The sequence below is a fragment of the Stenotrophomonas sp. 05L413 genome, from assembly GCF_056397945.1.
In genome coordinates this window covers 174,487-200,099 of sequence record NZ_JBFTOL010000005.1, presented here as the reverse complement: position 1 = coordinate 200,099, position 25,613 = coordinate 174,487, and the positions used below count along the sequence as shown (strand labels likewise).

The following is a 25,613-nucleotide window of genomic DNA, read 5'->3' as shown; positions in this document are numbered from 1 at the left end:
CGGTGTGGGGTCGCGCGCCGCAGCGGCGCGCAGGGCCGTACAGCTGGCGTCAGAACGAGACGCCGAGGTTCATGCCAAACGTGGTGTAGGCGGTCTGGAAGCCATCGGGCTTGTGCAGCGGGCTGCCGACGAAGCCTTCCCATTGCACGTGTCGCGAGCCGCCACGCAGGCCCAGCGCCATGCCGGTGAGGCGGTCGCCGAGCAGCCACTCGGTCGAGGGGCCGCCCACCTGGCCATGGTCCACGGCCACGAAGCTTTCGACACCGCCGCCCATGGCGACGGCCAGCTCGTTGCGCAGCAGCCAGCCGCGCTCACCGGTGAGCGAGAGCTCCCCGTCGAAGCCGCGCACGGTGTAGCGGCCGCCGATGGAGAAGCGGTCCTGCGGCACCAGCCGCGAACGGTTCCACTGCGCACGCCAGCTGCCGGTGTAGCGCAGTGCCTGGCGGCCCCATTGCATCGGCACGGTGAGCTGCGCATCGGCGGTCACCACCTTGCCGCGCGCGGTGCCTTCGCCAAAGCCCTCTTCTGGTGCCTGCAGCGCGTTGAACGCCCCGGTGCCGCGGCGGTAGGCCAGGTTCGCATCCAGCGTGGCCTTGCCGATGAAGTGGCGGTGCGCGATCCCCAGCTCCCACCCGGCCATGCGCCGGCGCTGCACGAGGATCTCGGTGTCGTCGATGAAGTTGTCCGATTCGCGGTACCAGCCGCGCGCATGCATGCTGGTCTTGGCATGCGCATTGCGGAACAGCATGCGGGTCAGGCGCAGCTCGGCATTGCGGCTGGAGCCGCTGTACTCATAGCTCTCGTAGGCACCGGCCACGGTCTGCTGGTAGTCGTATTCGCTGGCGTTGGCACCCAGCAGCCACCCACCCAGCGGCACGCTGTAGTGCGTGGACCAGCTGTCGGTGCCGCGGTCGCTGCCGTTGAACACGGATTTGCCCGCATTGAAGTAAAACAGGTCGCTCAGCCCGGCCAGGTTGTCCAGCGACAGCGTGGCGCCGGCCTGAAGCTTGCCGGTGGACTGGCTGCCGGCGTCATCCAGGGTCAGGCTCACGCGCACCGGTGTGCGCTGCGCCCAGCTGATGACCAGGTCGCTTTCACCGGGCTTGTCCTGTGCGCCCTCCTGCGGTGGGGCGATCTGGATGTCGACTGCGGCGGTCGGCACGCGCTGCAGGTTCTCCAGCGCCTGTTCGATATCGCGCAGGTTGAGCACATCGCCCGGGCCCACCGCCAACGCATTCCACAGGGCGGGCGTACGCCCTTCCTCGCTGGCGAAGCGGACGGCGTTGATGCGACCCGGCACCACGGTGAGGGTCAGCGTGCCGGTCTTCAGGTCCTGCGGTGCGGCCAGGATGCGGGTGGTCACATAGCCCCGCGCGATGATCGCGTTCTGCATGCGCTTGATCACGATGTCCACGCCGCCGGTGCCCAGGCAACGGCCGGTGGCCGGATCGTCGCTCGGATCAGCCGCGCGCAGTGACCAGCGGAAGCGATCGGCCAGCTCCCCCTCCAGCACGATGCGCTGGATCGGGAAGCACGGCGATTCGGCAGCCGGCAGGCGACCCACCGCCTCTTCCGGCGCGGCCTGGAGGCGCACGTCCGGTGTGGTCTCCTGCTGTTCACGCAGGGCCCGCTCGCGTTCCTGCTGGCGCAGCAGTTCCTGATCCGGTGGGGCAACCTGCGCGCACACGGCGGCCGGCAGGCAGCCCATGGCCACTGCAACACCCACAGTCAGTCGCCAGCGCAGCGCACGGCTGCGTTCATTACGTCCCTGTTGCACGATTACGCTCTTCCTTGGAAAGAATCCGGGCCAGCCGACGCGATGGCCACTGGCGCGCGCACTGTAAGCCAATCGGGCCGCCGGAAACAGGGTTGGAAATGACCGTTGGTCGGATCGTGTGTGAAAACGCGCGTGTGAAAGCGTGACGCCGGTCAGGGCATGTGGGCTTATGGGCCGCCCACAAAAAAGCCGGCGACCCGAAGGCCGCCGGCGAAGGTGAAGCAGCTCTCTCTCGTTTCTAATGCGGCATCGCGCGGCTCAGGCCTCGTAGGCCGATTCGCCGTGCGAGGTGACGTCCAGGCCGGTGCGCTCGGCTTCTTCGGTGACGCGCAGGCCGAACACCATGCGCACCACCAGCAGGATCAGCACGGTGGCCACGGCACACCAGACGATGGTGAAGCCGACGCTGACCAGCTGCACCCAGACCTGGTGGCCGATGTCCAGATCGGCCTTGGTGCCGCCCAGCGATTGCGCACTGAACACGCCGGTGAGCAGTGCCCCGACGATGCCGCCGATGCCGTGCACACCGAACACGTCGGCGGTGTCATCGACCTTGAGCAGGCGCTTGAGACCGGTGACGCCCCAGACGCAGACCACGCCGGCGACCAGGCCGATCACGATCGCGCCCAGCGGGCCCACGGTGCCGCAGGCCGGGGTGATGCCGACCAGGCCGGCCACGGCGCCGGAGGCAGCGCCCAGCGCGGACGGCTTGCCCTTGCTGACTGCTTCGACCAGGGTCCAGCCCAGCACCGCAGCAGCGGTGGCGAGGATGGTGTTGATGAAGGCCAGCGAGGCGACGGTGTCGGCGGCGGCGGCCGAGCCGGCGTTGAAGCCGAACCAGCCCACCCACAGCAGCATCGCGCCGATGTAGGTGAACGGCACGTTGTGCGGCTTCAGTGCGGTCTGGCCGTAGCCGATGCGCTTGCCGACGAAGTACGCGCCCACCAGGCCCGCCACGCCGGCATTGATGTGGACCACGGTGCCACCGGCGAAATCGATCGCGCCCATCTCACCGAGATAGCCGCCGCCCCACACGATGTGCGCCATCGGGATGTAGCTCAGGGTGAACCACAGGGCCGAGAACAGCAGCACGGCCTTGAACTTGATGCGCTCGGCGAACGCACCGACGATCAGGGCGGTGGTGATGCCGGCGAAGGTCGACTGGAAGGCGACGAACAGATAATCCGGCAGGCCGGCGATCGGCGTGTTGCCGACGGTGTCCGGGCCGAAGCCCTTGAGGAAGGCGAACTGGGTGAACGAGCCGAAGAAGGCGTTGCCTTCACTGAACACCGCGCTGTAGCCATAGGCCACCCACAGCATCAGCACCAGCGAGAACACCACCAGGATCTGGCTGAGGATGGACAGCACGTTCTTGGAGCGGACCAGGCCGCCGTAGAACAGGGCCAGGCCCGGCACCACCATCAGCAGCACCAGCAGGGTGGAGGTGAGCATCCAGGCGACATCGCCGTGATCGAACGTGGCGGCAGCCGCTTCTGCAACCGGTGCGGCGGTGGCCCCGGGCGTGGCCGGCAGCGGCTCGACCGCGACCGTCTCCGAGGGTACCGGCGTGACCTGCGCCTGGGCGTGCGCGCTGCTGGAGAAGGCACCAACGGCCAACGCGCTGAGCAACATCATCAGGCACACGGCATGGAACCGGGCTTGCCACCCGGTGAACAAAGAGGTCTTCATTGTGGGCTCCGAGTGGGGTTAGAGCGCGTCAGCGCCGATTTCGCCGGTGCGGATGCGGACGACCTGTTCGACCGCGGTGACAAAGATCTTGCCGTCGCCGATCTTGCCGGTGCCGGCTGCGGTCTGGATGGCCTCGACCACGGCCTCCAGGCGATCGTCGGTCACGACGGTCTCGATCTTGATCTTCGGCAGGAAATCCACGACGTACTCCGCGCCGCGATACAACTCGGTGTGGCCCTTCTGGCGCCCGAAGCCTTTGACTTCGGTCACGGTGATGCCCGACACGCCAGCGTCGGAGAGGGCCTCGCGGACCTCGTCGAGCTTGAACGGCCGGATGATGGCGGAGATCAATTTCATGCGCATATCCCGATGGTGGATGGAACCGGCCCGCGTGGGGCCGATGTCAGGTCAACCGGCGGCCACTTGCACATGGCCGCCGGTCGTTGCGCCGAACGTTGCATGGGCCACGCCGATGCCGACGCCCGAAGGGCGACGCCAGCGGTGACGCGGGAGGGAGGAAGGGCCCATGACGCGTCCGGTCTCTCTTGCCCCTGGTGGTGCAGCGGACCAACGGTCCGCTCTACGACGTGCTTTGCCGGCTCCCCAGCCGCCAAGGCGGCGACGATGACGAAGGGTGGGAGGGAAATCCTTCGTCATCGTCACCTGTTGCTCAGTTCGCGTAGTACATCTGGTACTCAAGCGGATGGGTCGCCGCGCGGAACTTGGTGACTTCCTGCATCTTCAGCGCGATGTAGCCATCGATGAAGTCGTCGCTCATCACGCCACCTGCCTTGAGGAACTCGCGGTCCTTGTCCAGCGCTTCCAGGGCCTGGTCCAGCGAGGAGCAGACCTGCGGGATCAGCTTCTCTTCTTCCGGCGGCAGGTCGTACAGATCCTTGTCGCTCGGGGCGCCCGGGTCGATCTGGTTCTTGATGCCGTCCAGGCCGGCCATCATCAGCACGGTGAAGGTCAGGTAGCCGGACTGGATCGGATCGGGGAAGCGCATTTCGATGCGGCGCGCCTTCGGGTTGGACACCCACGGAATGCGGCACGAGGCGGAGCGGTTGCGGGCCGAGTAGGCCAGCATCACCGGGGCTTCAAAGCCCGGCACCAGGCGCTTGTAGCTGTTGGTGCCGGAGTTGGCGAAGGCATTGATCGCCTTGGCGTGCTTGAAGATGCCGCCGATGTACCACAGCGCCAGCTGGCTCAGGCCGCCGTAGCCGTCACCGGAGAACAGGTTGGTGCCGCCCTTGGAGAGCGACTGGTGCACGTGCATGCCGCTGCCGTTGTCGCCGACCAGCGGCTTGGGCATGAAGGTGGCGGTCTTGCCGTTGCGGTGGGCGACGTTCTTGATGACGTGCTTCATGCGCAGCAGTTCATCGGCCTTCTGCACCAAGGTGCTGAACTTGGTGCCGATCTCGCACTGGCCGGCAGTGGCCACTTCATGATGCTGCACTTCCACTTCGATGCCGACCTGTTCCAGCGTCTTGCACATTTCCGCACGCAGGTCGTGCAGCGAATCGGTCGGCGGGACCGGGAAGTAGCCGCCCTTCACGGCAGGACGGTAGCCGCTGTTGGCGCCATCGTACTTGTCACCGGTGCTCCAGGCCGCTTCTTCGGAATCGATCTTGAAGAAGGTGTGGCCCATGTCGTTGGCGAAGCGGACCGAATCGAAGATGAAGAACTCCGGCTCCGGGCCGAAGAAGGCCTGCTCGGCGATGCCGGAGGACTTCAGGTAGGCCTCGGCGCGCTTGGCGATGCCGCGCGGGCAGCGGCCGTACGGCTGCATGGTGGCCGGATCGAGGATGTCGCAGCTGATGACCAGGGTCGGGTCGGCGTAGAACGGGTCGATGTAGGCGCTGGACGGATCCGGCAGCAGCACCATGTCCGACTCGTTGATGCCCTTCCAGCCGGCGATCGAACTGCCATCGAACATCTTGCCTTCTTCAAACAGCGACGGCTCCACGATGCTGACCGGGAAGGTGACGTGCTGCTCGATACCACGCATATCGACGAAACGCAGGTCGATGAACTCGATCTGGTTGTCCTTGATCAGCTTCTCAACATTTTCCACGGACATCGGTGAAACCTCAGATGGGTGATTGCGTATGTAGATACAGCAAACCCCGTGCCAACTTTTCCGCGTTCACAAATCCTTGATTTCACTGGGCGGGCGCGCCTCGCGGCGCGTGCGCGAACGCACCAAAGCAGTGCAAACGCTGCACCATGCACACCTTTGGTGCGATGCGGGATGCACTATGCTTTACGCCCACGGGCCGTCGACAGGCGACGTTGGCCACAGCGTCCGGCTGTCGCCGCTGCCCGATTCCACCCCTGCGCGAGCTCCAGTACCGCCGATGTCCGACCTGCTCTCCGCCCTCCTACTGGGCATTCTTGAAGGCCTCACCGAATTCCTGCCGATCTCCAGCACCGGCCACCTGCTGATCGCCCAGCACTGGCTGGGCGCACGCTCGGACTTCTTCAACATCATCATCCAGGCCGGCGCGATCCTGGCGATCACGCTGGTGTTCCGGCAGCGGCTGTGGACCCTGGCCACCGGCCTGCATGAACGCGCCAACCGCGATTACGTGCTCAAGCTGGGGACTGCCTTCCTGGTGACCGCCGTGGTCGGCCTGCCGGTCCGCCTGGCCGGCTGGGAGCTGCCGGAGACGGTCACGCCGGTGGCCTGGGCGCTGATCATCGGTGGCCTCTGGATGCTCCTGGTGGAGGCCTACACCGCGCGCCTGCCCGAGCGCGATGAGGTGACCTGGAAGGTCGCCATCCTGGTGGGCGTGGCGCAGGTGGTGGCCGGTGTGTTCCCGGGCACCTCGCGTTCGGCGGCGGCGATCTTCATCGCGATGCTGTTCGGGCTGAGCCGCCGCGCGAAGGCCACCGAGTTCGTGTTCCTGGTGGGCATCCCGACCATGTTCGCCGCCAGCGGCTATGCCTTCCTGGAACTGGCCAAGGACGGCAAGCTTGCCAGCGAGAACTGGACCGATGTGGGCGTGGCCTTCCTTGCCGCGGTCGTCACCGGCTTCATCGTAGTGAAGTGGTTGCTGGGCTACATCAAGTCGCACCGGTTCACGGCGTTCGCGGTTTACCGCATCGCGCTGGGCGCGGCATTGCTGCTCTGGTTGCCGGCTGGCAACTGAACGGCCCGGCGCCGGCACAACCCCGTTGTGGATGCGCCGGCGTTTTTCCCCAGGTTCCCAAGGAGATGTACATGAAACGCACCCTGATGCTGATGCTGCCGCTGGCCCTGATGGCCGCCTGCAGCAACCCCTCCACCGCCCCGGCCGGCCGCGATGACCTCGCCCCGGCACCGACCGCCGCCGCCGACCAGGCCGCCGTGGCCCGTCTGGACGTGCAGCGCCTGCAGGGCAGCCATTGGCGCCTGGATTCGGCCACCGATGCCAGCGGCAAGCGCATCGATGCGCTGTTCGCCCGCGCCGACACGCCGGTCACGCTGGATTTCAAGGATGACCGCATCGCGATCAGCAACACCTGCAACCGCATGGGCGGCGGCTACACGCTGGCCGATGGTTCGCTGACCCTCTCGCCGATGGCCTCGACCATGATGGCCTGCACGGACAAGAACCTGATGGCGCTGGACCAGGCCGTCGGCAGCCGCCTGGAAGGCACGCTCAAGACCGAACTGGGCGATGCCGGCCAGCTGACCCTGCGCACCACCAAGGGCGATGTGCTGGTGTTCACCCCGGAGCCGACCGCGGAAACCCGCTACGGCGGCGAAGGCGAAACGGTGTTCCTGGAAGTGGCCGCGCAGACCAAGCCGTGCCCGCACCCGATGATCCGCGACAAGCAGTGCCTGCAGACCCGCGAGATCCGCTACGACGCCAACGGCATCAAGCAGGGCGAGCCGGGGGAGTGGCAGAACTTCTACGACGTCATCGAGGGCTACACCCACGAAGACGGCGTGCGCAACGTGGTGCGCGTGAAGCGCTACAAAATCGCCAACCCGCCGGCCGATGCCTCGTCCAACGCCTACGTGCTGGACATGGTGGTCGAGTCCGCGAACGAGAAGAAATAAGAAAGCAGAAGGGCAGCCACCGGCCGCCCTTCTTCATCCTGTAGTGCCGGCCGCTGGCCGGTTCCCGATCACGTCGTACCGGTCAGCGGTCGGAATCTACCGGGGCGCGCGCCGACCCATGGTCGGCACCTCACCTCAGGCCAGCGCCGGATTCAACGTGTAGGTGCCATGCAGCGAGGCTTCGGCCAGCACGTGCCCGTGCATCGCATGCAGCACATCCGCGGCGGTGAACGGCGTGGGCAGCGCCAACTGCGCCACGTCCAGCGCGAACACACGGAAGAAATAGCGGTGCACGCGCTCGTCGTTGAACGGCGGGTAGGGGCCGTCATAACCCAGGTACTGGCCGGCCATGTCCGGAGTGCCGGCAAACCAGCCGGTGAAATCGTTCAGGCCCTGACGGCTGCCTGCCGGGCCCGCCGGCTGGGTCTTGCCCCCCACGGTGAATCCATCGCTGCAGCTGCCCGCGGCGAGCTCGCGCACGTCGGCCGGGATATCGGCCATCGCCCAGTGCGCGAAGTGCGCACGCGGCTGATCGCGTGGCACCGTGCGATCCTGGCGGCCGACCGTCTCCGGCACGGTCGGCACATCCGGGTCCATGCACAACAGCGCGAACGAACGGGTACCGGCCGGCACGTCGTGCCAGGCCAGCTGCGGGTTGCGGTTGGGCGCGAAGCCCTCGGCAGTGCCGGCCGCGAACGTGGCGGCGATCGGCTGGCCGTTGGTGATGCTGTCACTGCTCAGATGCATACCGGTCTCCTCACGCTTCCGGGTAGCCCAGGCGCACTGCGACCGAGGTCAGCAGCGCGAAGGCCGGGCCCATTTCATCGCGGTAATCGCGCCAGTGGCCCGGGGCCATGCGGGCCGGGCCAAGCGTGGGTGCCGGCGGGAAACGCATGCCGAACTGGGCGCCGAGGTACTCGGCCATCGCCTGCGGATCGTTGCCGATGTCGTCGATCTTCAACAGCGCGTGCGGGTACAGGTTCTGCTCGTGCAGGGTGGCAACCTGGGCCAGCGAACGCGCCAGCCATTCGGCCGCTTCGTGCACCGAGGTCACCGCGAGCGGTGCCGGGGCGCTGAAGGCGATCCACTCCAGCAGCATGTCGCGCGGGTCACGCAGCACGATGATCAGGCGGCCCTCCGGCAGCTGCGGGCGCAGCGCCCACAGCAGTGCGTTGTCCCACCACAGCAGCCAGTCGATCACCGCGCCGTCGGCGATGCCTCGGGCCGGCAACTGACTGCGCCATTGCTCCACCAGCGCTTCCGGGGTGAGCTTGCCGGTCGAGAGTTCCTGCAGCGTGTGGTAGCGCTGGAAGGGATCATTGGGCGGCGTGGGCCCGAAACGGTCACCGCGCATCACCGGGCTGGCGGCTGCCATCGCGGCGACCACCCGCTCCACCCCGGCGCCCGGTGCCCCCCAGATGAACAGCGGGGCGACGGCATTGTCCTCAGCCACCGGCGCCAGCTCCGGCCAGCTCAGCGGGGCTTTGGCCTGCGGCGGCAGCGGCAGGCGCTGGGGTGCCTCGGCCGCATGCAGATCCACCCACGTCCGCAGCGCATCGTGGTACTGGCCGGCACGGTCCTGGACGGACCCCAGCCACGGGCGCAGCCCGGCCTTCGCTTCTTCAGGTGCGTTGTCATGCAGCGCCTGCACGCGCGCAATGGCGGCGGCCGGGTCGCGTGCGAGCAGGCCATCGACCAGTCGCACTTCGCCCGATGCCCGGCCCGGCTCCAGCGCGACGATGCGCTCGGCCACGGCTTCGGCCGCGTCTTCTTCGTTGTTCATGTCGTGCAGGCGCAGGCGCGTCTCCAGCGCCGGCAGATGCTCGGGCATGGCCTGCAGCCAGCGCTCGCCGATGGCGACCGCTTCCGGGCCCCCCACGGGCTCGACCGTGAGGCGCGCCATCCACAGATCATGGATGGCCGGGTGATCAGCCAAGGCCGCATCCAGCGTCTCCCGTGCCTGCTGTTCGCGGCCCAGGCGCTGCCAGGCCATCAGCAGCATCTGCAGCGTGTGGCGATCGGACGGCCACTGCGCCAGCACCGGCAACAGGTGCTCAAGCGCCTGCAACGGCTGACCGGCCTGCAGTTCGAGCTCCCCGGCCAGACGGCGCATGGCCGGGGTGTCGCCACCGGGCGCAGCCAGCACCTGGTGCATCATGTCCGACGCGCTTTCCAGGTTGCCTTGGCGCAGCGCGAGCTGGACCACCAGCCCCTGCAGGGCGGTGGTCGCCGGATTCAGGGCAAGCACACGGCGGAAGGCCTGTTCGGCGAAGGCCAACATGTCTTTGCCAAGGTAGGCGAAGCCGAGCGCATACAACACACGCGCGTCGTCGGGCAGCGCCTGGCTGGCTGCCGAGAGCTGGGCCAGCGCGCGATCCACCTCGCCACGGCGCAGCGCGACCATGCCCGACAGCGCGGCCAGTTCCGGATGATCGTCGTCCACGCGCAGCGCCAGCCGGGTCAGGCGATCGGCTTCATCCACGTCGTTGCGGGCCAGCGCCAGATGCGCCTGCATCACGTACGCGGACAGTTCATTGGGGTTGAGTTCGGCCGTGCGGTCCAGCGCCGAGCCGGCCGCATCGAACTGGCGCAGGGCCAGCAGCAGGCCTGCCTGCTGCAGATGCAGGTCGGCATTGTCCGGCGCCAGCGTCAGCGCCTGCTGCAGGCTGGCCAGTGCGTCATCGAACTGGCCCTGCTGCTGCAGCGACAGCGACAACCAGCGGTGCGCCTGCGGCTGCTCCGGCTCGGCCGTGGTCCATTCGCGCGCCAGCTGCACGGCATCGTCCACCGCATTGCGGCGCAGGGCTTGGAGAATCTGGTCTTGCATGACGGTCCGAACTCGAGGGCAAACCCCGATTGTAGCGGGGCCGGACGGCCAGAACGCCCGGTCAGGCGGGCGTATTGGCCTCGATCCGCAACCGCTGGGCTACCCAGCGCTCGGAGAAGCCATCGCCGCGCCAGTTCTCCAGGAAGCCGCAGTGGCCGCCCCACGGGGCGATTTCCAGGTGGGCATGGGCCGGCAGGCGCCAGCCGTTGAAGGTGGCGAACGGGATCACCGGATCGTCCTGGGCCATCAGGATGTCGGCCGGCACCTGCAAGCCGGCCAGGCGATCACCCGCGATGGAGTAGCCATCGAAGTAGGCCTGCAGCGAGCCGAACTCGGTGTGGTGCTCGACCAGCCAGGCGGTCAGCGCGCGGATGTCCAGCTTGAGCACACGGTCGTCCCAGTCGCTCAGCTCGGGAAACAGATCGCGCTTGCGGCGCAGCGAGCCAGCCCATTTACGCCGGAAGTACCAGTCGTACATTGCCGGGCCGTTCTCGATGCTCTCCATCGTGATCGCCGGGTCCAGCACCGGGCAGACCGAGGCCACGCGGCGCAGCGGCACGCCGGCCGAGGGCGCACGCAGTGCCAGGCGGAGCACGAAGTTGCCGCCCAGCGAGTAGCCGGCCGCGACCAGGGGCAGCTCGGGCCAGCGCCGGGCGATATCCCCGGCAGCCTGCACCACTTCATCGATGCGGTTGGAGTGGAAGATGCCGGGGTTGAGATGGTGGGTGTTGCCGTGGTCGCGGAAGTTCAGCCGCACCACGTCGTAGCCCTCTTCCAGCAGCCGCGCGGCGGTCATGCGCATGTAGCTGGATTCGGCACTGCCTTCCCAGCCATGCAGCAGCAACGCCATGCCGATCGGCTGGCGCCCCTGGATATAGCTGTGCCAGCCCTGCAGGCGGACGCCTTCGCCGCCATCGAGAATGAGTTCGTCGGTGTGCGCGCCGGTGGCCGCAAGCAGTGCAAGGCCGCGCTGCATGCGCATCCGGCTGGAGCTGAGCATCGACTGCAGGTGCGGATTGCGCAGCCAACGCGGGGGATGATAGTCGGCAGCAGTCAACATGGGCGCGAGCCTGCTCCCGGCCGCGACGCTGGCGTGTGAAGGAACACCACCGCTTACTCGGCGGACATGGCCGCCAGGATGCGCGCACGCGAGGTTTCTGCGATGCGGCGACGGCCTTCCAGATCGTGGGTATCAATGGGCGCGAGGAAGTGGACCTCGGCCCGCCGTGCCGGCTCTCCCAGCAGACGCAGGAAGTTGGCGAAGAAACTCTCTTTCGGGCCGAACGCAACAATGGTCTGCGCGTCACCGCGCCAGCCATAGCGCAGCGCGACCGGCTGGATCGGGACCTGGGTCTCGACCGCGGCCTGGAAGATGCGCGCATGGAACGGGCCGACTTCATGGCCACCGCGGGTGCGCCCTTCGGGGAACACGCCGACCGCCTTGCCTTCGCGCAGGCGCACGACCATTTCCTGCATCACGCCACCCAGCGATTCGGTGCTGCCACGCTGGTGGAAAATGGTCTGCCCGCGCGCGGCCAGCCGACCGACCACCGGCCAGCCGGCGATCTCCTGCTTGGCCACGAAGCCCATCATCCGCTGGCTGTGCAGCATCGAGATATCGACCCAGCTGACATGGTTGGCCACGAACAGCACCGCACCCGGCAGCGGCGTGCCGATCCGGTGCAGGCGAAAGCCGAAGATCCACATCAGGCCGGCCGACCAGGCGTTCACCGCCGCATGTTCGAAAGTGCGCTCGCCCACGCGCACGCGCCCCCACGGCGGCAGCATGGCGATCAGCAGCATCGGCAGGAACAGCAACAGGTGGACCAGCAGCAGCGGTACGCGGTACAGGTAACGGCACACACGCGCCACGCCGCCACGTGAGGCCGGAGTGGGGGAATTCATCCGCGAACGATACCCGAGCGCCGCAGGCTCTGCCAGCGGAATCCGGACAAATCGATGGCGTGCGCAAGCCAGCCGCCGCAAGCCGTCAAGCCAACGGCCACCGGCGGCACAACGGCCGTCCCCACATGCGCCGGCGCACTGTGGTGGGCCACGCAACACAGCATCCGTGCCATGCGCGCGATCAGCCCGGGCGCACGGCGGGCACCACCGCCAGGGTCAACCGCGAGGTGCAGACCAGCTTGCCGGCCTCGTCCTCGATGCGGATGTCCCAGACCTGGGTGCTGCGCCCGACATGCACCGCACGCGCGGTGCCGGTGACGGTGCCGGCGCGCACGGCGCGGATGTGGTTGGCGTTGATTTCCAGCCCCACGCAGACCTGCTGCGTGGTATCCACGCACAGATTGCCGGCGCTGCTGCCCAGGGTTTCCGCCAGCACCACCGAGGCGCCACCGTGCAGGATGCCGTACGGCTGGCGGGTGCGTTCGTCGACCGGCATGGTCGCGCTGATCCAGTCCTCGCCGGCGGCGGTGAACGCGATGCCCAGGTGCTCGATGAGCGTGTTGCGGCTGAGCGCGTTGAGCGCTTCGATGGACACCGCGTCGCGGAATACCTGGGACATGCAGCTTCTCCGTGGGGTTGCAGACTTACAGGATCGGGACCAGCCCGGCGCCGAAGGCGGTGAGCATGCGCACCAGCAGCCACTTCGGCCCGACATTCACTTCGGGGAAGTCACCGACGGCGACATAACAGGTGTGGAAGGCCGGGTCCTGCCGCTTGAGCGGAGCCGGGCACGCGGGCCCGGGCTGGAATTCGTAATCAGTGGCGTAGCGCCACGGCCAGAAATCGAGCACCGGCAACGCCTCGGAGGCCTTGCCGACGCTGTAGTTCAGGCCGGACAGCACCGGCGGCTTGGCACGCGGCGCGACCACCCAGGAGTTCTGCGGGTGGATGTCGCGCAGGATGCTCTGCGCCAGCGCCTCGGCGAACACCGGGTCATCGATGATCACCGCCCCTTCGGTGTTGTAGTTCTCACTGCGCGGATCGAAGTTGTGCGTGCCGACCACGCCGATGCGGCGGTCCACCACCATCGACTTGGCGTGCAGGCCCATGCGCGCGCCCTTGCGGGTGACCGGCAGCGGCTTGTTGACCGCCTTGGTGCCCAGGAACGAGGGCCGGGTTTCGGCACGCAGCACGCGGCGCTCGACTTCGCTGCCATCGGTACTGCGGCGGCGACCGCTGGCGCTGTTGCGATCGGCACTCCCTCGACGCGGGCCGCTGCTGGCACGGTTGTCGGCGCTGCCGCGCGCATTGCTGCCGGCCGCGCTGCCACCGAGCAGGCTGCTGCGCTTGCCCTGCGACGGCGGCACCTCGCTCCCCAGCGGTGCGGGCAGCAGATTGCGGTAATCCACCGGCGCATCCAGCGGGAATGGCTTGAACTCGTAGATGTTGAAGCCGAGCTCGCGCAGGTTGCGGCGTTTGTACTTGTAGGACAGCGCGTAGACGATCGGGTTGTCGGTGGCGGCCAGGCTGTTGGTCGAGACCACCACCCGCGGCGCCTGCTCGCGCTTGCGCAGGGTGCGGAACAGCTGCTGCGCCGGCTTGGACAGGACCAGATAGGGGGTCTGCAGCAGCACTTCGGACTGCGCGCTGGCGATCAACGCATCCAGTTGCGGCTCGGTCACGTGCTGGCCGTTGGCCGGCTGGCTGGCGCGTTCGCGGCGATGTTTGCGTGGCAGGTCCGCGACGTACTGCACCGAGGCCACCGGCAGGGCGGTGTCCACGAAGGTACGCCGCACGAACTCCGGATCGTTGGCTTCTTCGCTGACCCGCTCGACCCGCTCCGGCCGCCGGAAGTCGGCCGGCGGCATGGCCGGTACGCCCTGGCGGAGCAATGTTCGCCCCACATCGTTGAGACGCTCGGCCGGCACGCTGCGCGGCGCGCGCCAGAAGGCATCGAAGTTGGCGGCCATCTCGCGCACCTCCGGGCCGGCCACGATCACGTCGCGGTCGCGGAAGTTGTATTCACTGTCCCAGTCGTAATAGTCGTCCTGGTAATTGCGCCCACCGACCACGCCCAACGCATCGTCGACCACCAGCAGCTTGTTGTGCATGCGCTGGTTGAAGCGGCGGAAGCAGCAGACCACGCTGGCGGCGTAGTCGAAGTAGTTCAGGCGTGCCTTGCCGAAGGTCGGGTTGTAGACCCGCAGCGAAAAATTCGCATGGCTGCCGGACAGGGCGCCGAGAATCTCCAGATCGGAGATCGCCGAGAGCTGGTCGATCAGCACGCGCACCTTGACCCCGCGGCGGGCGGCCGCCTGCAGTTCGTCCAGCACCAGCCGGGCGCTGTCGTCCTTGTCGAAGATGTAGGTCTGCAGGTCGATGCTGCGGGTGGCGCTGCGGATCAGGTTCAACCGCGCGACCAGCGAGACCTCGCCTTCGTCCAGGAGAGTCGCATAGTGGCGCGGCTGGCCGGCGTGGGATTCGGCGAACGCACGGCCACCGAGGGCGCGCAGCGGCGAATCCAGCGCACAGCGATCCGGTTGGTCGCAGTCGACCACGGTCGAGCGCGCCTGCACGGCGATGCCGGCCGCGCGGTCACGCTCGGCATTGGACAGCGAGGCACAGCCGCTGCCCAGCAACAGCGTTGCCAGCACCAACAGACGCAGCAATGGGTTCACGGTTTCGGCGCCTCGCTCAGACGCGCACGCAATACAAAGGTCACTCGATCACTCAGGGCTAACTGCCAGCTGTCCATTCCATACCGGCCACGTTGGACGGTACCGCGGCTGACCACATCGCAATCATACCCGGCCCGGGCACAGGCCGGCGGCTCGACCCGCAGGGTCTCCGGATGGCTGACCCCGCGCAGGATCAGCCGGCCCTGGATGCTGCCGCCCTTGTCCACCACCTCCGGCCAGTAGGGTAGCGAATCGAACTCGACCACCGGGTAGCGCGCCGAGTCGAAGAACTCCTCGCCGCGCATCCAGCCGGTGTAGCGGGGTTTGCCGGGGATTTCCACGTAACGGGTGAACATCCGCAGGTGCACCTGGTGGCGACCGTCGGAGAGCACCTCGATGTTGCCTTCAAAGCGCGGGAACACGCCTTCGATGCGCTGTCCCAGCCGCGTGCGGATCTCAAACCCGAAGCGCGAGCTGGCCGTATCGAAGGCCAGGGCATGGCTGGTCGGAGCCGGTACCGACGACGGCGGGGCGGCATGCACCGCCCCTGCCATCAACAGCAGCCCGAACCACGTCGCACGGACTGCCCACACTGCTTACGGCCACCAGAAGGCGGTCAGGCTGGCCACGCCAGGCTCGATGGCGGCCTCACGGTCGAAGGCCAGTACCGCGATCCCGCCCGGCGGCATGCCGCGGTAGTCGCTGCTGGTGCCCTCGCTCATCAGGGCCACCAGTTGCTCCAGGCCGGGGTTATGGCCCACCACCAGCAGGCGGTCCACATCGCGGCGGGCATCGATCAACCCCATCAGGGTGCCGGGAGTGGCCTCGTAGACGGCGTCCTCCAGCCGCTTCTCGACGAAGCCGGTGATGCCCAGGACGGCTTCCAGGGTTTCGCGGGTCCGCCGCGACGGCGAGCAGAGCACGCAGTCCGGCAGCAGATTGTTTTCCTTGAGCCAGCGGCCGGCGGCCTCGGCTTCGGCCAGACCGACCGGCGACAGCGGGCGGTCCAGATCGGCCTGGCCGGTGCTGGCGGTTTCAGCATGGGCGTGACGCAGCAGTATCAGTTCTCGCATGGGATCTCTCGTGTCAGGCTTTCTTCAGCCACTTCAACAGCGGCTCCCAGTCATTCTGGTGCTCGCGCACCTGGGCCGAGCGGTAGTCGAACAGACTCCGTCCGAGCCCGACCATCACCACATAGCTTTGGCTGTCGCGCAACTGCGCGACGACCTCATACGGCCAATCGGCCAACATCTGTATCGCCTGTTGCGAGGTCTGCGTCCAGGGTTTGGTGCGGTTGAGCACCAACCCGACCGGCAGGCTGCGGTTGTGGACGCGGGGCACGCGCGACAGGCTGTTGAGGAAGCCGACGATGGCTTCGATATCCAGCGCGGAAGGCAGCACGGGGACCACCACCGCATCGGCAACATCAAGGAAATGCGGAATATCGTCGGCCATCGCACCGGCCGGAGCATCGATGATGACCTCGTCGGTGCCCTCGGGAACCAGTCGTTCCCAGCTCTTTTTGCGATACACGTCGATCGGCAGCACGGCGCTTTCCAGAACCGAGCGGCGTTGCGCCCAGCGGGTGCTGGAGCCCTGGGGATCGGCATCGGCCAGGACGGTCCGTTTGCCTTCCAATGCCGAATGCGCCGCCAGGTGGGTGGCGACGGTGGTCTTGCCCACCCCGCCCTTGGAACCGGCCACCAGGATCGTCTTCATGCAAGCCTCGCTTCCGGGGAACGTTCCCGCAGCCTACACCGGCGCCTGTGACGGAGATAGTCGCAGCGCTGAACCAGAACCGACGGCCACGGCTTTGCTATCGTGGATGGTTCCAATGGACTGACCGCCAGCATGAGCGAACTACAGGACCTGAGCGCGCTGATCCGCGCCAACACCCCGCTGATCATCATCGAGACCCAGGATGAGGGCCGGGTGGTGGAGCTGTTCCGCCAGACCCTGATGCATGTCTGGCGGGCCCTGCACCGCTGGTCGATCACCGAGGGCCTGCGCCGGATCGACATGGACCGCGAGGACGACCCGGTCGGCCCGCCCGATGCCAGTTCGGCCCTGCAGATGATCCGCCAGGCAGAGCAGCGCGGTATCTATCTGCTGCTCGATTTCCACCCCTACCTGGGCTATGCCAGCCACCAGCGCGCCCTGCGCGACCTGATCCAGCGGCGGCACTGCGAGGCCCACGTGCTGGTGCTGGTCGGGGCCAAGGTCGAGCTGCCGGCCGAGCTGGAAGCGCTGGCCACCCGCTTCAATCCGCGCCTGCCCGACCTCAACGCGCTGCTGAAGATGCTGCGCGAGGAAGCCGAAGCCTATGCCCGCGAGAACGGCGGGCGGCGCGTGGAGGTGGACAACGAGGCGGTCCAGAAGATCCTGCACAACCTGCGCGGGCTGAGCCTGGTCGACGCGCGCCGGATCGCCCGGCAGCTGATCTTCGCCGATGGCGCGCTCAGCCAGGACGACCTGCCACAGCTGGCCCGGCTCAAGTTCGAGTTGCTCAACCGCGCCGGCCACCTGCACTACGAGTACGACACCACCCGCTTTGCCGATGTGGCGGGCGCCAACCGGCTCAAGCGCTGGGTCAACCAGCGCCGGCCGGTGTTCCTGGGCGGCGCGGGCCCGGCCGGCCTGGACCCGCCCAAGGGCATGCTGCTGCTCGGCGTGCAGGGCTGCGGCAAATCAATGCTGGCCAAGGCAACGGCGGCCGGTTTCGGCGTACCGCTGCTGCGGTTGGACTTCGGCAGCCTGTACGACAAGTACCACGGCGAGACCGAGAAGAACCTGCGCGACGCGCTCGCCTCGGCCGAGCAGCTGGCCCCCTGCGTGCTGTGGATCGACGAGATCGAGAAAGGCCTGGCCAGTGGCGGCGAAGATGGCGGCGTGTCGCGCCGGGTGCTCGGCCACCTGCTGACCTGGCTGGCCGAGCGCAAGAGCACGGTGTTCATCGTCGCCACCGCCAACCAGGTGCATGAACTGCCGGCCGAGCTGCTGCGCAAGGGCCGTTTCGACGAGATCTTCTTCGTCGATCTGCCCGACGCCAACACCCGGGTCGAACTGCTGCGCCTGCATCTGGGCAAGCGCCAGCTCAATGCCGACGACTTCGCGCTGCCCGCGCTGGCGGCCGCGGCGGATGGCTTCTCCGGTGCGGAGATCGAACAGGCGGTGGTGTCGGGGCTGTACGCCGCGCATGCCGAATCGCGTGTGCTGGATACCGAACTGTTGATGCAGGAGATCCGCGGCAGCCGGCCGCTATCGGTGCTGATGGCCGAACAGGTCACCGCGCTGCGCGAGTGGGCACGGGGGCGCACCGTCAGCGCGGACGTGTGACGCCGGGGCGCTACGCCGGCAGGTGCTGCAAGACCCACACCCACGCCGGCAGCGTCACCAGCGACAGCAGGATGCCGTAGCCAACCAGCGCGGCGGCCAGGCGCGGGGCCAGGCGATGGGACATCGCCAGTGCGGCGGCGGTGATCATGGTCGGCATCGCCGACTCCAGCACATTGGCCTGCAGCATCGTGCCGTGCAGGCCGAACGCCCAGGAGATCGGCAGCGCCAGTGCCGGCATCACCAGCAGCTTCAGCAGCAACCCGATGCCCAGTGGCCTGAGCTCATCCAGTGGCAGGCGCAGCTGGATGGAGAAACCCACCGCCAGCATCACCAGCGGCAGCATCGCATCGGCCAGCTGCTTCAGCCCGGTGCCGATCCAGCCCGGTGGCTGCTCAGGCATCAGGGTCAACGCGAACAGCAACGCCCACAGCGGCGGGAACTTCGCGATCCGCAGCAGGATCTGTGCGGCGGTAGGCGGGGTGTCGCCGCTGTAGCGCGCGATCACATACAGGCCGAACGTGGACAGCAGCACAAAGGTGCCGAACTGGTCATAGACCACCGCATAGGGCAGCGCGTGATCACCGAGCAGCGCGCGCACCATCGGGTAGCCGATGAAACTGGAATTGGCCAGCGCCACGCAGATCAACAGCACCGCATGCACGTCGCGGGCGAAGCCGAAGACGCGCGTAGCCAGGCTCACCGCGGCGAGCGTACACAGCATCAACAGCCACGGCGTGGCGACCAGCCCGATCAGGCTGATATCCAGATGCAGCCGTGGGACGTAGATCAGCACCGCCGCCGGCAGGCAGACGTACAGCACGATGCGGTTGAGCACATCGGCAGTGTTGTCCGGCAGCGCGCGCAGACGCGAGAACAGCATGCCCAGGCCGAGCATGGTCAGGATGAGAGCGAATGCATCGAACGCCATCGCGACAGCCTAGCCGATCCGGCAGTGGCCGCCGCCCCGACCATGGTCGAAACGGGAGGGTACGGCGGCCCCGCCAAGGGGCAGGCCCGTATGTGCGGGCCCGCCCGACCCGATCACGGCCAGGCGGGCGGCTTCTCCGCCCACGCCCGCTGGATCTCGGCCAGCGTACTGCGTTCGCTGTCGCGCCAGCCCGGCAGCAGTTCGGCATAGCGATCCGTTCCGCTCCACTGCTGAGGCTCGGTGCGCACGGCTGCGGCATACCACTGCACGGCTTCGGCCTTGCGGCCCAGCGTCCACAGGGCCAGTGCGAAGGTGGGCGGCACCCACCCGGGATTCCCACGCAGCGTGTTCTGGGCCGCCGTCCACTGGGCCAGTGCAGCGTCGGTCTCGCCGAGGCGGAACAGGTCCCAGCCATAGTTCCAACGCACGGAACGGCCCAGCACCGAACTGGCCGACGCGGTCGTGGCGGCCTGTTCGTAAAGACTGCGCCCCAGTTCCGGCCGGCCCTGCGCGATCGCTACGCCCGCCAGCTGCACGGTGGCCTCCAGCGTCTTGCGGCCGCGCTCGCGGTGTTTCATCAATTGGTCAACGAGATCCCCACCCTCTCCCTGCACCACCACCATCGGGGCGGCGGCCAGATCATTGTCGAAGTAGAACTCCTGCACCGCCGGCAGCGACTGCGCCGACACGTTGAACACACAAGCCCCCATGGCCAGCATCACGCCGGCCAGCATCTGTCTTGCAACTGCCATGCAAACTCCCCCAGGTTGTCACAACAACCTCCCCTCCTGATCCTAACCGCAGCGCACGCCCGGCACCAAGCGCGGCCGACCAACGGTCGGATCTACCCGGCGCGCCGCCAGACCCGCAGGCGGTTGTTGGCCGGCATCGCCACGTCCTCGGCCAGCTGCAGGCCCACCCCGGCCGCCAGTGCATCCACCGCTTCGGCATCGCGGATGCCCGAGGCCGGATCGCGCGCCTTCAGCCACGCATCGAACTGGCGATTGCTGTCGCTGCTGTAGGCACCGTGGGCGTTGAACGGGCCGTAGACGCACAGCACGGCGTCCGCGGCCATCACGGCAGGCAACCCGGCGAACAACGCCTGCACGTGCGCCCAGCTCATGATGTGCAGGGTATTGGCAGTGAACACCGCATCGAACGCCAGCGGCGCGTCCGGCAGCGGCCCCAGCCCGGGCGCGGGCGACAGCGCCGCCTGCAGCGGCCACGGCGCCGGTGTATTGGGCAGGCCGGCGGCCTGGAGCCGGGCGGCGATGCCGGGCAGGTGCTCGGGACGATCACTGGCCTGCCACTGCAGGTGGGGCAATGCCGCAGCGAAGTGTTCGGCATGCTGGCCGGTGCCGCTGCCGATCTCCAGCACCCGGTGGCGGGCGGCGAGGTGGCGCTGCAGCACCGCCAGGATCGGCGCGCGGTTGCGGTCGCAGGCCTCGGACCAGCGTATCTGGCTCATCGGAATGTCACATCGGCAGGGAATCGATGTCCATCCAACCATGACCGCAGTCACTTGTGCCACTACGCGATGCCACCGAAAGTCGAAGACTTGTCCAATGTCGGCGGCCTGCGTGCCGTCGGCCGTCCTTGGGGGATGTGAGCTGTGCAACGTCGTGAGTTTCTAGCGCTGTCTGGAATGGGCCTGGCGGGCCTGGTACTGCCGCATGGCCGGCTGATCGCCGCCGAGCAGCTGCTCGAGCCGGGTGATGTGGGCCGCCGCAAGGCGCTGGCCGAGGCCGCGCTCGCCGCCGCCAAGCGCGCCGGTGCCAGCTACTGCGACGTGCGTATCGGCCGTTACCTCAACCAGGCGGTCATCACCCGCGAGGCCAACGTCCAGAACGTCACCAACAGCGAATCCTCGGGCATCGGCATCCGGGTGATCGTCAACGGTGCCTGGGGCTTTGCCGCCACCCACCAGCAGACCCCGGCCGCGGTGCTGGCCACGGTCGAGCAGGCCGCAGCGATCGCCCGCGCCAACGCCGGCATCCAGACCCGTCCGGTGCAGCTGGCGCCGGTCACTGGCGTGGGTGACGTGAGCTGGAAGACCCCTATCCGCAAGAACGCGATGGCGGTGCCGCTCAAGGACAAGGTCGACATGCTGCTGTCACTGAACGCGGCTGCGCTCAATGCCGGGGCCGACTTCATCAACTCCACCCTGTTCCTGGTCAACGAGCAGAAGTTCTTCGCCTCCAGCGATGGCTCCTTCATCGACCAGGACGTGCACCGCATCTGGCTGCCCTTCACCGCGACCGCCATCGACAAGACCAGCGGCAAGTTCCGCACCCGCGCCGGGCTGTCCTCGCCGATGGGCATGGGCTACGAGTTCCTCGATGGCGACGCGCGCGGCAAGATCGCGTTGCCGGGCGGCGTGGTCGCCTACCGTGATTCCTACGATCCGGTGGAGGATGCGATCGCCGCGGCCCGCCAGGCGCGGGAGAAGCTCAAAGCGCCGTCGGTCAAGCCGGGCAAGTACGACCTGGTGCTGGATCCATCCAACCTGTTCCTCACCATCCACGAGAACGTCGGCCACCCGCTGGAGCTGGACCGCGTGCTCGGCTACGAGGCCAACTACGCCGGTACCAGCTTCGCCACGCTGGACAAGCGCGATGCGCGCTTCCGCTGGGGCAGCGACATCGTCAACTTCTTCGCCGACAAGACCGCCCCGGGCAGCCTGGGTGCGGTGGGCTACGACGATGAAGGCGTGAAAACCAAGCGCTGGGACCTGGTCAAGGACGGCATCCTGGTGAACTACCAGGCCACCCGCGACGAGGTGCATATTCTTGGCGAGAAGGAGAGCCACGGCTGCAGCTACGCCGATTCGTGGTCGAGCGTGCAGTTCCAGCGCATGGCCAACGTGTCGCTGGCGCCGGGCAAGGCGCCGCTGAGCGTGGCCGACATGATCAAGAACGTGGAGAACGGCATCTACATCCACGGCCGTGGCTCCTATTCGATCGACCAGCAGCGCTTCAACGCGCAGTTCGGTGGCCAGCTGTACTACCAGATCAAGAACGGTGAGATCACCGGCATGGTCGAGGACGCCGCCTACCAGATCCGCACGCCGGAGTTCTGGAACGCCTGCAGCGCGATCTGCGACGAGCGCGATTTCCGCTTCGGTGGTTCGTTCTTCGATGGCAAGGGTCAGCCGGGCCAGGTCTCGGCGGTCTCGCATGGCTCATCGACCACGCGCTTCGATGGCATCAACATCATCAATACCGCACGCAGCCTGGGATGAGCCTGTCCCCGCTCCATGCCGAATGTCACTACCGCGGCGCCCGTACGGCCGCAAGAATCGGCTGTGCCGCCGCGGCGGTCGCCCTGATGTCGCTGTTTCCCTGCCACCCCCACACCGACGTGGAGAGCTGCCTTGCAAAGACGTGACTTTCTCGCCCTGACCGGGCTTACCGCTGGCGGACTGATCGTGCCGTCGTTCTTCGGCAAGGTCATTGCCGCCGAGCAACTGCAGAGCGCACTCGATCCGGCGCTGAAAAAGCGCCTGGCCGATGCCGCCCTGGCCGCCGCGCGGCAGGCCGGTGCGACCTACTGCGATGTGCGTATCGGCCGCTACCTGCGCCAGTACGTGATCACCCGAGAGGACAAGGTCCAGAACGTGGTGAACACCGAATCGACCGGTGTGGGCATCCGCGTGATCGTCAACGGCGCCTGGGGCTTTGCCGCCACCAACCAGCTCGGCACCACCGATGTGGCGCGTGCCGCGCAGCAGGCCGCTGCGATCGCCAAGGCCAACGCCGGCGTGCAGACCGCCCCGGTGCAGCTGGCGGCCGCGCCCGGCGTGGGCGAAGTGTCCTGGCGCACCCCGATCCGCAAGAACGCGATGGACGTGCCGATCAAGGAGAAGGTCGAGCTGCTGCTGGACGTCAATGCAGGCGCGATGGGCGCCGGCGCCAGCTTCGTCAACTCGATGCTGTTCCTGGTCAACGAGCAGAAGTACTTCGCCTCCACCGATGGCTCCTACATCGACCAGGATGTGCACCGCATCTGGGCACCGATGACGGTCACCGCGATCGACAAGAGCACCGGCAAGTTCCGCACCCGCTCCGGGCTGTCCTCGCCGATGGGCCTGGGCTACGAGTACCTTGATGGCGTCGGCACCGGCAAGGCGGTCTCGCCCAACGGCGTGGTCAACTACCGCAACTCCTATGACATGAAGGCCGATGCGATCGCCGCGGCCAAGCAGGCGCAGGAAAAGCTCAAGGCACCGTCGGTGAAGCCGGGCAAGTACGACCTGATCCTGGATCCGTCGCACACCTGGCTGACCATCCACGAGTCGGTCGGCCACCCGCTGGAGCTGGACCGCGTGCTCGGCTACGAAGCCAACTACGCCGGCACCAGCTTCGCCACGCTGGACAAGCGCGAGCAGCATTTCCAGTACGGCAGCGACAAGGTCAACATCTTCGCCGACAAGACCCAGCCGGGCAGCCTCGGTGCGGTCGGCTACGACGATGAGGGCGTCAAGACCAAGCGCTGGGATCTGATCAGCGAAGGCAAGCTGGTGGATTACCAGACCATCCGCGACCAGGCCCATATCCTGGGCAAGACCGAGTCCGACGGCTGCTGCTACGCCGATTCCTGGTCCAGCGTGCAGTTCCAGCGCATGGCCAATGTCTCGATGGCGCCGGGCAAGACCAAACTGAGCGTGGCCGACATGATCAAGGACGTCGAGAACGGCATCTACATCATCGGCGACGGCTCGTTCTCCATCGATCAGCAGCGCTACAACGCGCAGTTCGGTGGCCAGCTGTTCTATGAAATCAAGAACGGCCAGATCACCCGCATGCTCGAGGACGTGGCCTACCAGATCCGCACGCCGGAGTTCTGGAACGCCTGCACCGCCGTGGCCGATGAAAGCGACTACCGCCTGGGCGGTTCGTTCTTCGACGGCAAGGGCCAGCCCGGCCAGGTCTCGGCGGTCTCGCACGGTTCGTCCACCGCGCGCTTCAACGGCATCAACGTCATCAACACCGCGCGCAGCCTCGGCTGACCGGTCAGGAGCCCCAATCCATGAGTATCTTCACCGAAGCCCAGGCCAAGGCCATCCTCGACAAGGTCATCGCGCTCTCCAAGGCCGATGAGTGCACCGCCGTGCTGGCCGGCTCGATCGACGGCAACATCCGTTTCGCACTGAACAATGTCTCCACCAGCGGCATCGTCGACAACACCGAGCTGGCCGTGACGGTCGCCTTCGGCAAGCGCGTCGGCACCGCCTCGATCAACGAGTTCGACGACGCCGCGCTGGAACGCGTGGTGCGCCGTGCCGAAGATCTGGCCCGCCTGGCCCCGGAGAACCCCGAGTTCATGCCGGCCATCGGCAAGCAGACCTACACTGCCAGCCCGACCTTCAGCGAATCGACCGCGGCCATCGACCCGGCCTTCCGCGCCAAGGTCGCCGCCGACTCGATCGCGCCCTGCCGGGGCAACGGCCTGATCGCCGCCGGCTTCCTGGAAGATGGCCAGAGCTTCTATGCAACGGCCAACAGCAACCGCAACTTCGGCTACCAGCGCGGCACCAATTTCAACTACACCTGCACGGTGCGTACCGAAGACGGGCGTGGCTCGGGCTGGGTGGGGCGCAGTGTGAAGGACGCGGCCGATTTCAAGGCCGACCAGGACATCCGCATCGCCATGCGCAAGGCTACCGAATCGGCCGAAGCCAAGGCCCTGGAGCCGGGCAAGTACACGGTGATCCTGGAGCCGGCGGCGGCGGCCGGCCTGATCAGCTTCATGATGAACTTCTTCGATGCGCGCTCGGCCGATGAAGGCCGCAGCTTCCTCTCCAAGAAGGGCGGCGGCAACAAGCTCGGCGAACAGGTCTACGACCCGCGTGTGACGATGGTGGCCGACCCGTGGCACCCGGACGCGGCCGTGCTGCCGTGGGACAACGAAGGCCAGCCGCGCGAAAAGCTGGACATCATCAAGGACGGCAGGATCGCCAACCTCAACTACTCGCGTTTCTGGGCGCAGAAGCAGGGCAAGACCGCCAACGCGCGGCCGGGCAACCTGCTGATGGCCGGTGGCGACAAGAGCACCGCCGAACTGGTGCGTGGCACCCAGAAGGGCATCCTGGTCACCCGCACCTGGTACATCCGCATGGTCGATCCGCAGACCGTGCTGCTGACCGGCCTGACCCGCGATGGCACCTTCTACATCGAGAACGGCCAGATCAAGCACCCGGTGAAGAACTTCCGCTTCAATGAGTCGCCGGTGATCATGCTCAACAACATCGAAGAGCTGGGCAAGCCGGTGCGTGTGGCCGGTGACGAGTCCAGCCTGGTGATGATGATTCCGCCGATGAAGCTGCGCGATTTCACCTTCACCTCGTTGTCCGACGCGGTCTGATGAACGGTCGTGACGGCCACTGGCCGTCTCTTTGTCTGGCCGGTGACACCCGGGAACGTGCG

The 25,613-nt window shown here is 67.3% G+C and carries 22 protein-coding genes; 6 read left to right on the top strand and 16 right to left on the bottom strand.

Features of this window, described 5'->3' with window-relative positions:
- Positions 1-49 precede the first annotated feature (49 nt).
- The 4 genes from AC1DIQ_RS12905 to glnA form a co-directional block, all read right to left on the bottom strand.
- Positions 50-1,708 carry a ShlB/FhaC/HecB family hemolysin secretion/activation protein gene (locus tag AC1DIQ_RS12905; RefSeq protein WP_478050240.1) on the bottom strand — a complete coding sequence of 553 codons (1,659 nt, stop codon included), beginning with the start codon at positions 1,706-1,708 and terminating at the stop codon, positions 50-52.
- A 327-nt stretch (positions 1,709-2,035) separates the two neighbouring features.
- Positions 2,036-3,466 carry an ammonium transporter gene (locus AC1DIQ_RS12900; RefSeq protein WP_121044007.1) on the bottom strand — a complete coding sequence of 477 codons (1,431 nt, stop codon included), beginning with the start codon at positions 3,464-3,466 and terminating at the stop codon, positions 2,036-2,038.
- A gap of 18 nt (positions 3,467-3,484) precedes the next feature.
- The gene (locus tag AC1DIQ_RS12895; RefSeq protein ID WP_019184907.1) at positions 3,485-3,823 is read right to left on the bottom strand and encodes a P-II family nitrogen regulator; all 339 of its coding nucleotides are present in this window, start codon (positions 3,821-3,823) and stop codon (positions 3,485-3,487) included.
- 313 nt (positions 3,824-4,136) lie between these two features.
- A complete protein-coding gene (glnA, locus tag AC1DIQ_RS12890) occupies positions 4,137-5,546 on the bottom strand; it encodes a type I glutamate--ammonia ligase (protein ID WP_121044004.1) in 1,410 nt (469 codons plus the stop codon).
- Between the two features lie 277 nt (positions 5,547-5,823).
- Here glnA and AC1DIQ_RS12885 point away from each other — a divergent pair, with 277 nt between their 5' ends.
- A complete protein-coding gene (locus AC1DIQ_RS12885; RefSeq protein WP_121044001.1) occupies positions 5,824-6,618 on the top strand; it encodes an undecaprenyl-diphosphate phosphatase in 795 nt (264 codons plus the stop codon).
- 71 nt (positions 6,619-6,689) lie between these two features.
- Positions 6,690-7,514 (top strand): DUF4377 domain-containing protein, encoded by an 825-nt coding sequence (locus AC1DIQ_RS12880; RefSeq protein WP_461769775.1) that lies wholly within the window; start codon positions 6,690-6,692, stop codon positions 7,512-7,514.
- Between the two features lie 135 nt (positions 7,515-7,649).
- Here the strand turns inward: AC1DIQ_RS12880 and AC1DIQ_RS12875 are convergent, their stop codons facing one another.
- The 9 genes from AC1DIQ_RS12875 to AC1DIQ_RS12835 all read right to left on the bottom strand — a co-directional run bounded on the left by AC1DIQ_RS12875 (position 7,650) and on the right by AC1DIQ_RS12835 (position 16,643).
- Positions 7,650-8,261 (bottom strand): YbhB/YbcL family Raf kinase inhibitor-like protein, encoded by a 612-nt coding sequence (locus AC1DIQ_RS12875; protein WP_478050174.1) that lies wholly within the window; start codon positions 8,259-8,261, stop codon positions 7,650-7,652.
- Positions 8,262-8,271: 10 nt separating this feature from the next.
- Positions 8,272-10,341, bottom strand: coding sequence for a tetratricopeptide repeat protein (locus tag AC1DIQ_RS12870; RefSeq protein ID WP_478050173.1), 2,070 nt, complete (start codon positions 10,339-10,341; stop codon positions 8,272-8,274).
- Positions 10,342-10,402: 61 nt separating this feature from the next.
- Complete coding sequence (locus tag AC1DIQ_RS12865) at positions 10,403-11,398, bottom strand: YheT family hydrolase (protein WP_183073831.1); 996 nt, start codon at positions 11,396-11,398, stop codon at positions 10,403-10,405.
- A gap of 56 nt (positions 11,399-11,454) precedes the next feature.
- A complete protein-coding gene (locus tag AC1DIQ_RS12860) occupies positions 11,455-12,246 on the bottom strand; it encodes a lysophospholipid acyltransferase family protein (protein ID WP_478050172.1) in 792 nt (263 codons plus the stop codon).
- A gap of 181 nt (positions 12,247-12,427) precedes the next feature.
- Positions 12,428-12,865 carry a hotdog fold thioesterase gene (locus tag AC1DIQ_RS12855; protein WP_121043984.1) on the bottom strand — a complete coding sequence of 146 codons (438 nt, stop codon included), beginning with the start codon at positions 12,863-12,865 and terminating at the stop codon, positions 12,428-12,430.
- A 25-nt stretch (positions 12,866-12,890) separates the two neighbouring features.
- Positions 12,891-14,924 (bottom strand): phospholipase D family protein, encoded by a 2,034-nt coding sequence (locus AC1DIQ_RS12850; RefSeq protein WP_121043982.1) that lies wholly within the window; start codon positions 14,922-14,924, stop codon positions 12,891-12,893.
- Positions 14,921-15,478: a YceI family protein gene (locus tag AC1DIQ_RS12845; protein WP_259462215.1), complete on the bottom strand. Its 558-nt coding sequence runs from the start codon at positions 15,476-15,478 to the stop codon at positions 14,921-14,923. The genes AC1DIQ_RS12850 and AC1DIQ_RS12845 overlap by 4 nt, the downstream gene beginning before the upstream one ends.
- A gap of 42 nt (positions 15,479-15,520) precedes the next feature.
- Positions 15,521-15,997, bottom strand: coding sequence for a SixA phosphatase family protein (locus AC1DIQ_RS12840; RefSeq protein ID WP_121043976.1), 477 nt, complete (start codon positions 15,995-15,997; stop codon positions 15,521-15,523).
- Between the two features lie 13 nt (positions 15,998-16,010).
- Positions 16,011-16,643: a ParA family protein gene (locus AC1DIQ_RS12835; protein WP_121043973.1), complete on the bottom strand. Its 633-nt coding sequence runs from the start codon at positions 16,641-16,643 to the stop codon at positions 16,011-16,013.
- 132 nt (positions 16,644-16,775) lie between these two features.
- Here AC1DIQ_RS12835 and AC1DIQ_RS12830 point away from each other — a divergent pair, with 132 nt between their 5' ends.
- On the top strand, positions 16,776-18,260 hold the full coding sequence (locus AC1DIQ_RS12830; protein WP_152153833.1) for an AAA family ATPase: 1,485 nt from the start codon (positions 16,776-16,778) through the stop codon (positions 18,258-18,260).
- 10 nt (positions 18,261-18,270) lie between these two features.
- Here the strand turns inward: AC1DIQ_RS12830 and AC1DIQ_RS12825 are convergent, their stop codons facing one another.
- From AC1DIQ_RS12825 to AC1DIQ_RS12815, 3 genes are all read right to left on the bottom strand, one after another.
- Positions 18,271-19,188, bottom strand: coding sequence for an AEC family transporter (locus AC1DIQ_RS12825; protein ID WP_461769772.1), 918 nt, complete (start codon positions 19,186-19,188; stop codon positions 18,271-18,273).
- 113 nt (positions 19,189-19,301) lie between these two features.
- On the bottom strand, positions 19,302-19,940 hold the full coding sequence (locus AC1DIQ_RS12820; RefSeq protein WP_121043964.1) for a tetratricopeptide repeat protein: 639 nt from the start codon (positions 19,938-19,940) through the stop codon (positions 19,302-19,304).
- Positions 19,941-20,032: 92 nt separating this feature from the next.
- Positions 20,033-20,656, bottom strand: a complete 624-nt coding sequence (locus tag AC1DIQ_RS12815; protein ID WP_478050171.1) for a DUF938 domain-containing protein — start codon at positions 20,654-20,656, stop codon at positions 20,033-20,035.
- Between the two features lie 144 nt (positions 20,657-20,800).
- Here AC1DIQ_RS12815 and AC1DIQ_RS12810 point away from each other — a divergent pair, with 144 nt between their 5' ends.
- The 3 genes from AC1DIQ_RS12810 to AC1DIQ_RS12800 all read left to right on the top strand — a co-directional run bounded on the left by AC1DIQ_RS12810 (position 20,801) and on the right by AC1DIQ_RS12800 (position 25,551).
- On the top strand, positions 20,801-22,429 hold the full coding sequence (locus AC1DIQ_RS12810; protein ID WP_478050170.1) for a TldD/PmbA family protein: 1,629 nt from the start codon (positions 20,801-20,803) through the stop codon (positions 22,427-22,429).
- A gap of 132 nt (positions 22,430-22,561) precedes the next feature.
- Positions 22,562-24,196 (top strand): TldD/PmbA family protein, encoded by a 1,635-nt coding sequence (locus AC1DIQ_RS12805; RefSeq protein ID WP_121043958.1) that lies wholly within the window; start codon positions 22,562-22,564, stop codon positions 24,194-24,196.
- Positions 24,197-24,216: 20 nt separating this feature from the next.
- Positions 24,217-25,551: a TldD/PmbA family protein gene (locus AC1DIQ_RS12800; protein WP_121043955.1), complete on the top strand. Its 1,335-nt coding sequence runs from the start codon at positions 24,217-24,219 to the stop codon at positions 25,549-25,551.
- The last annotated feature ends 62 nt before the right edge of the window (positions 25,552-25,613 follow it).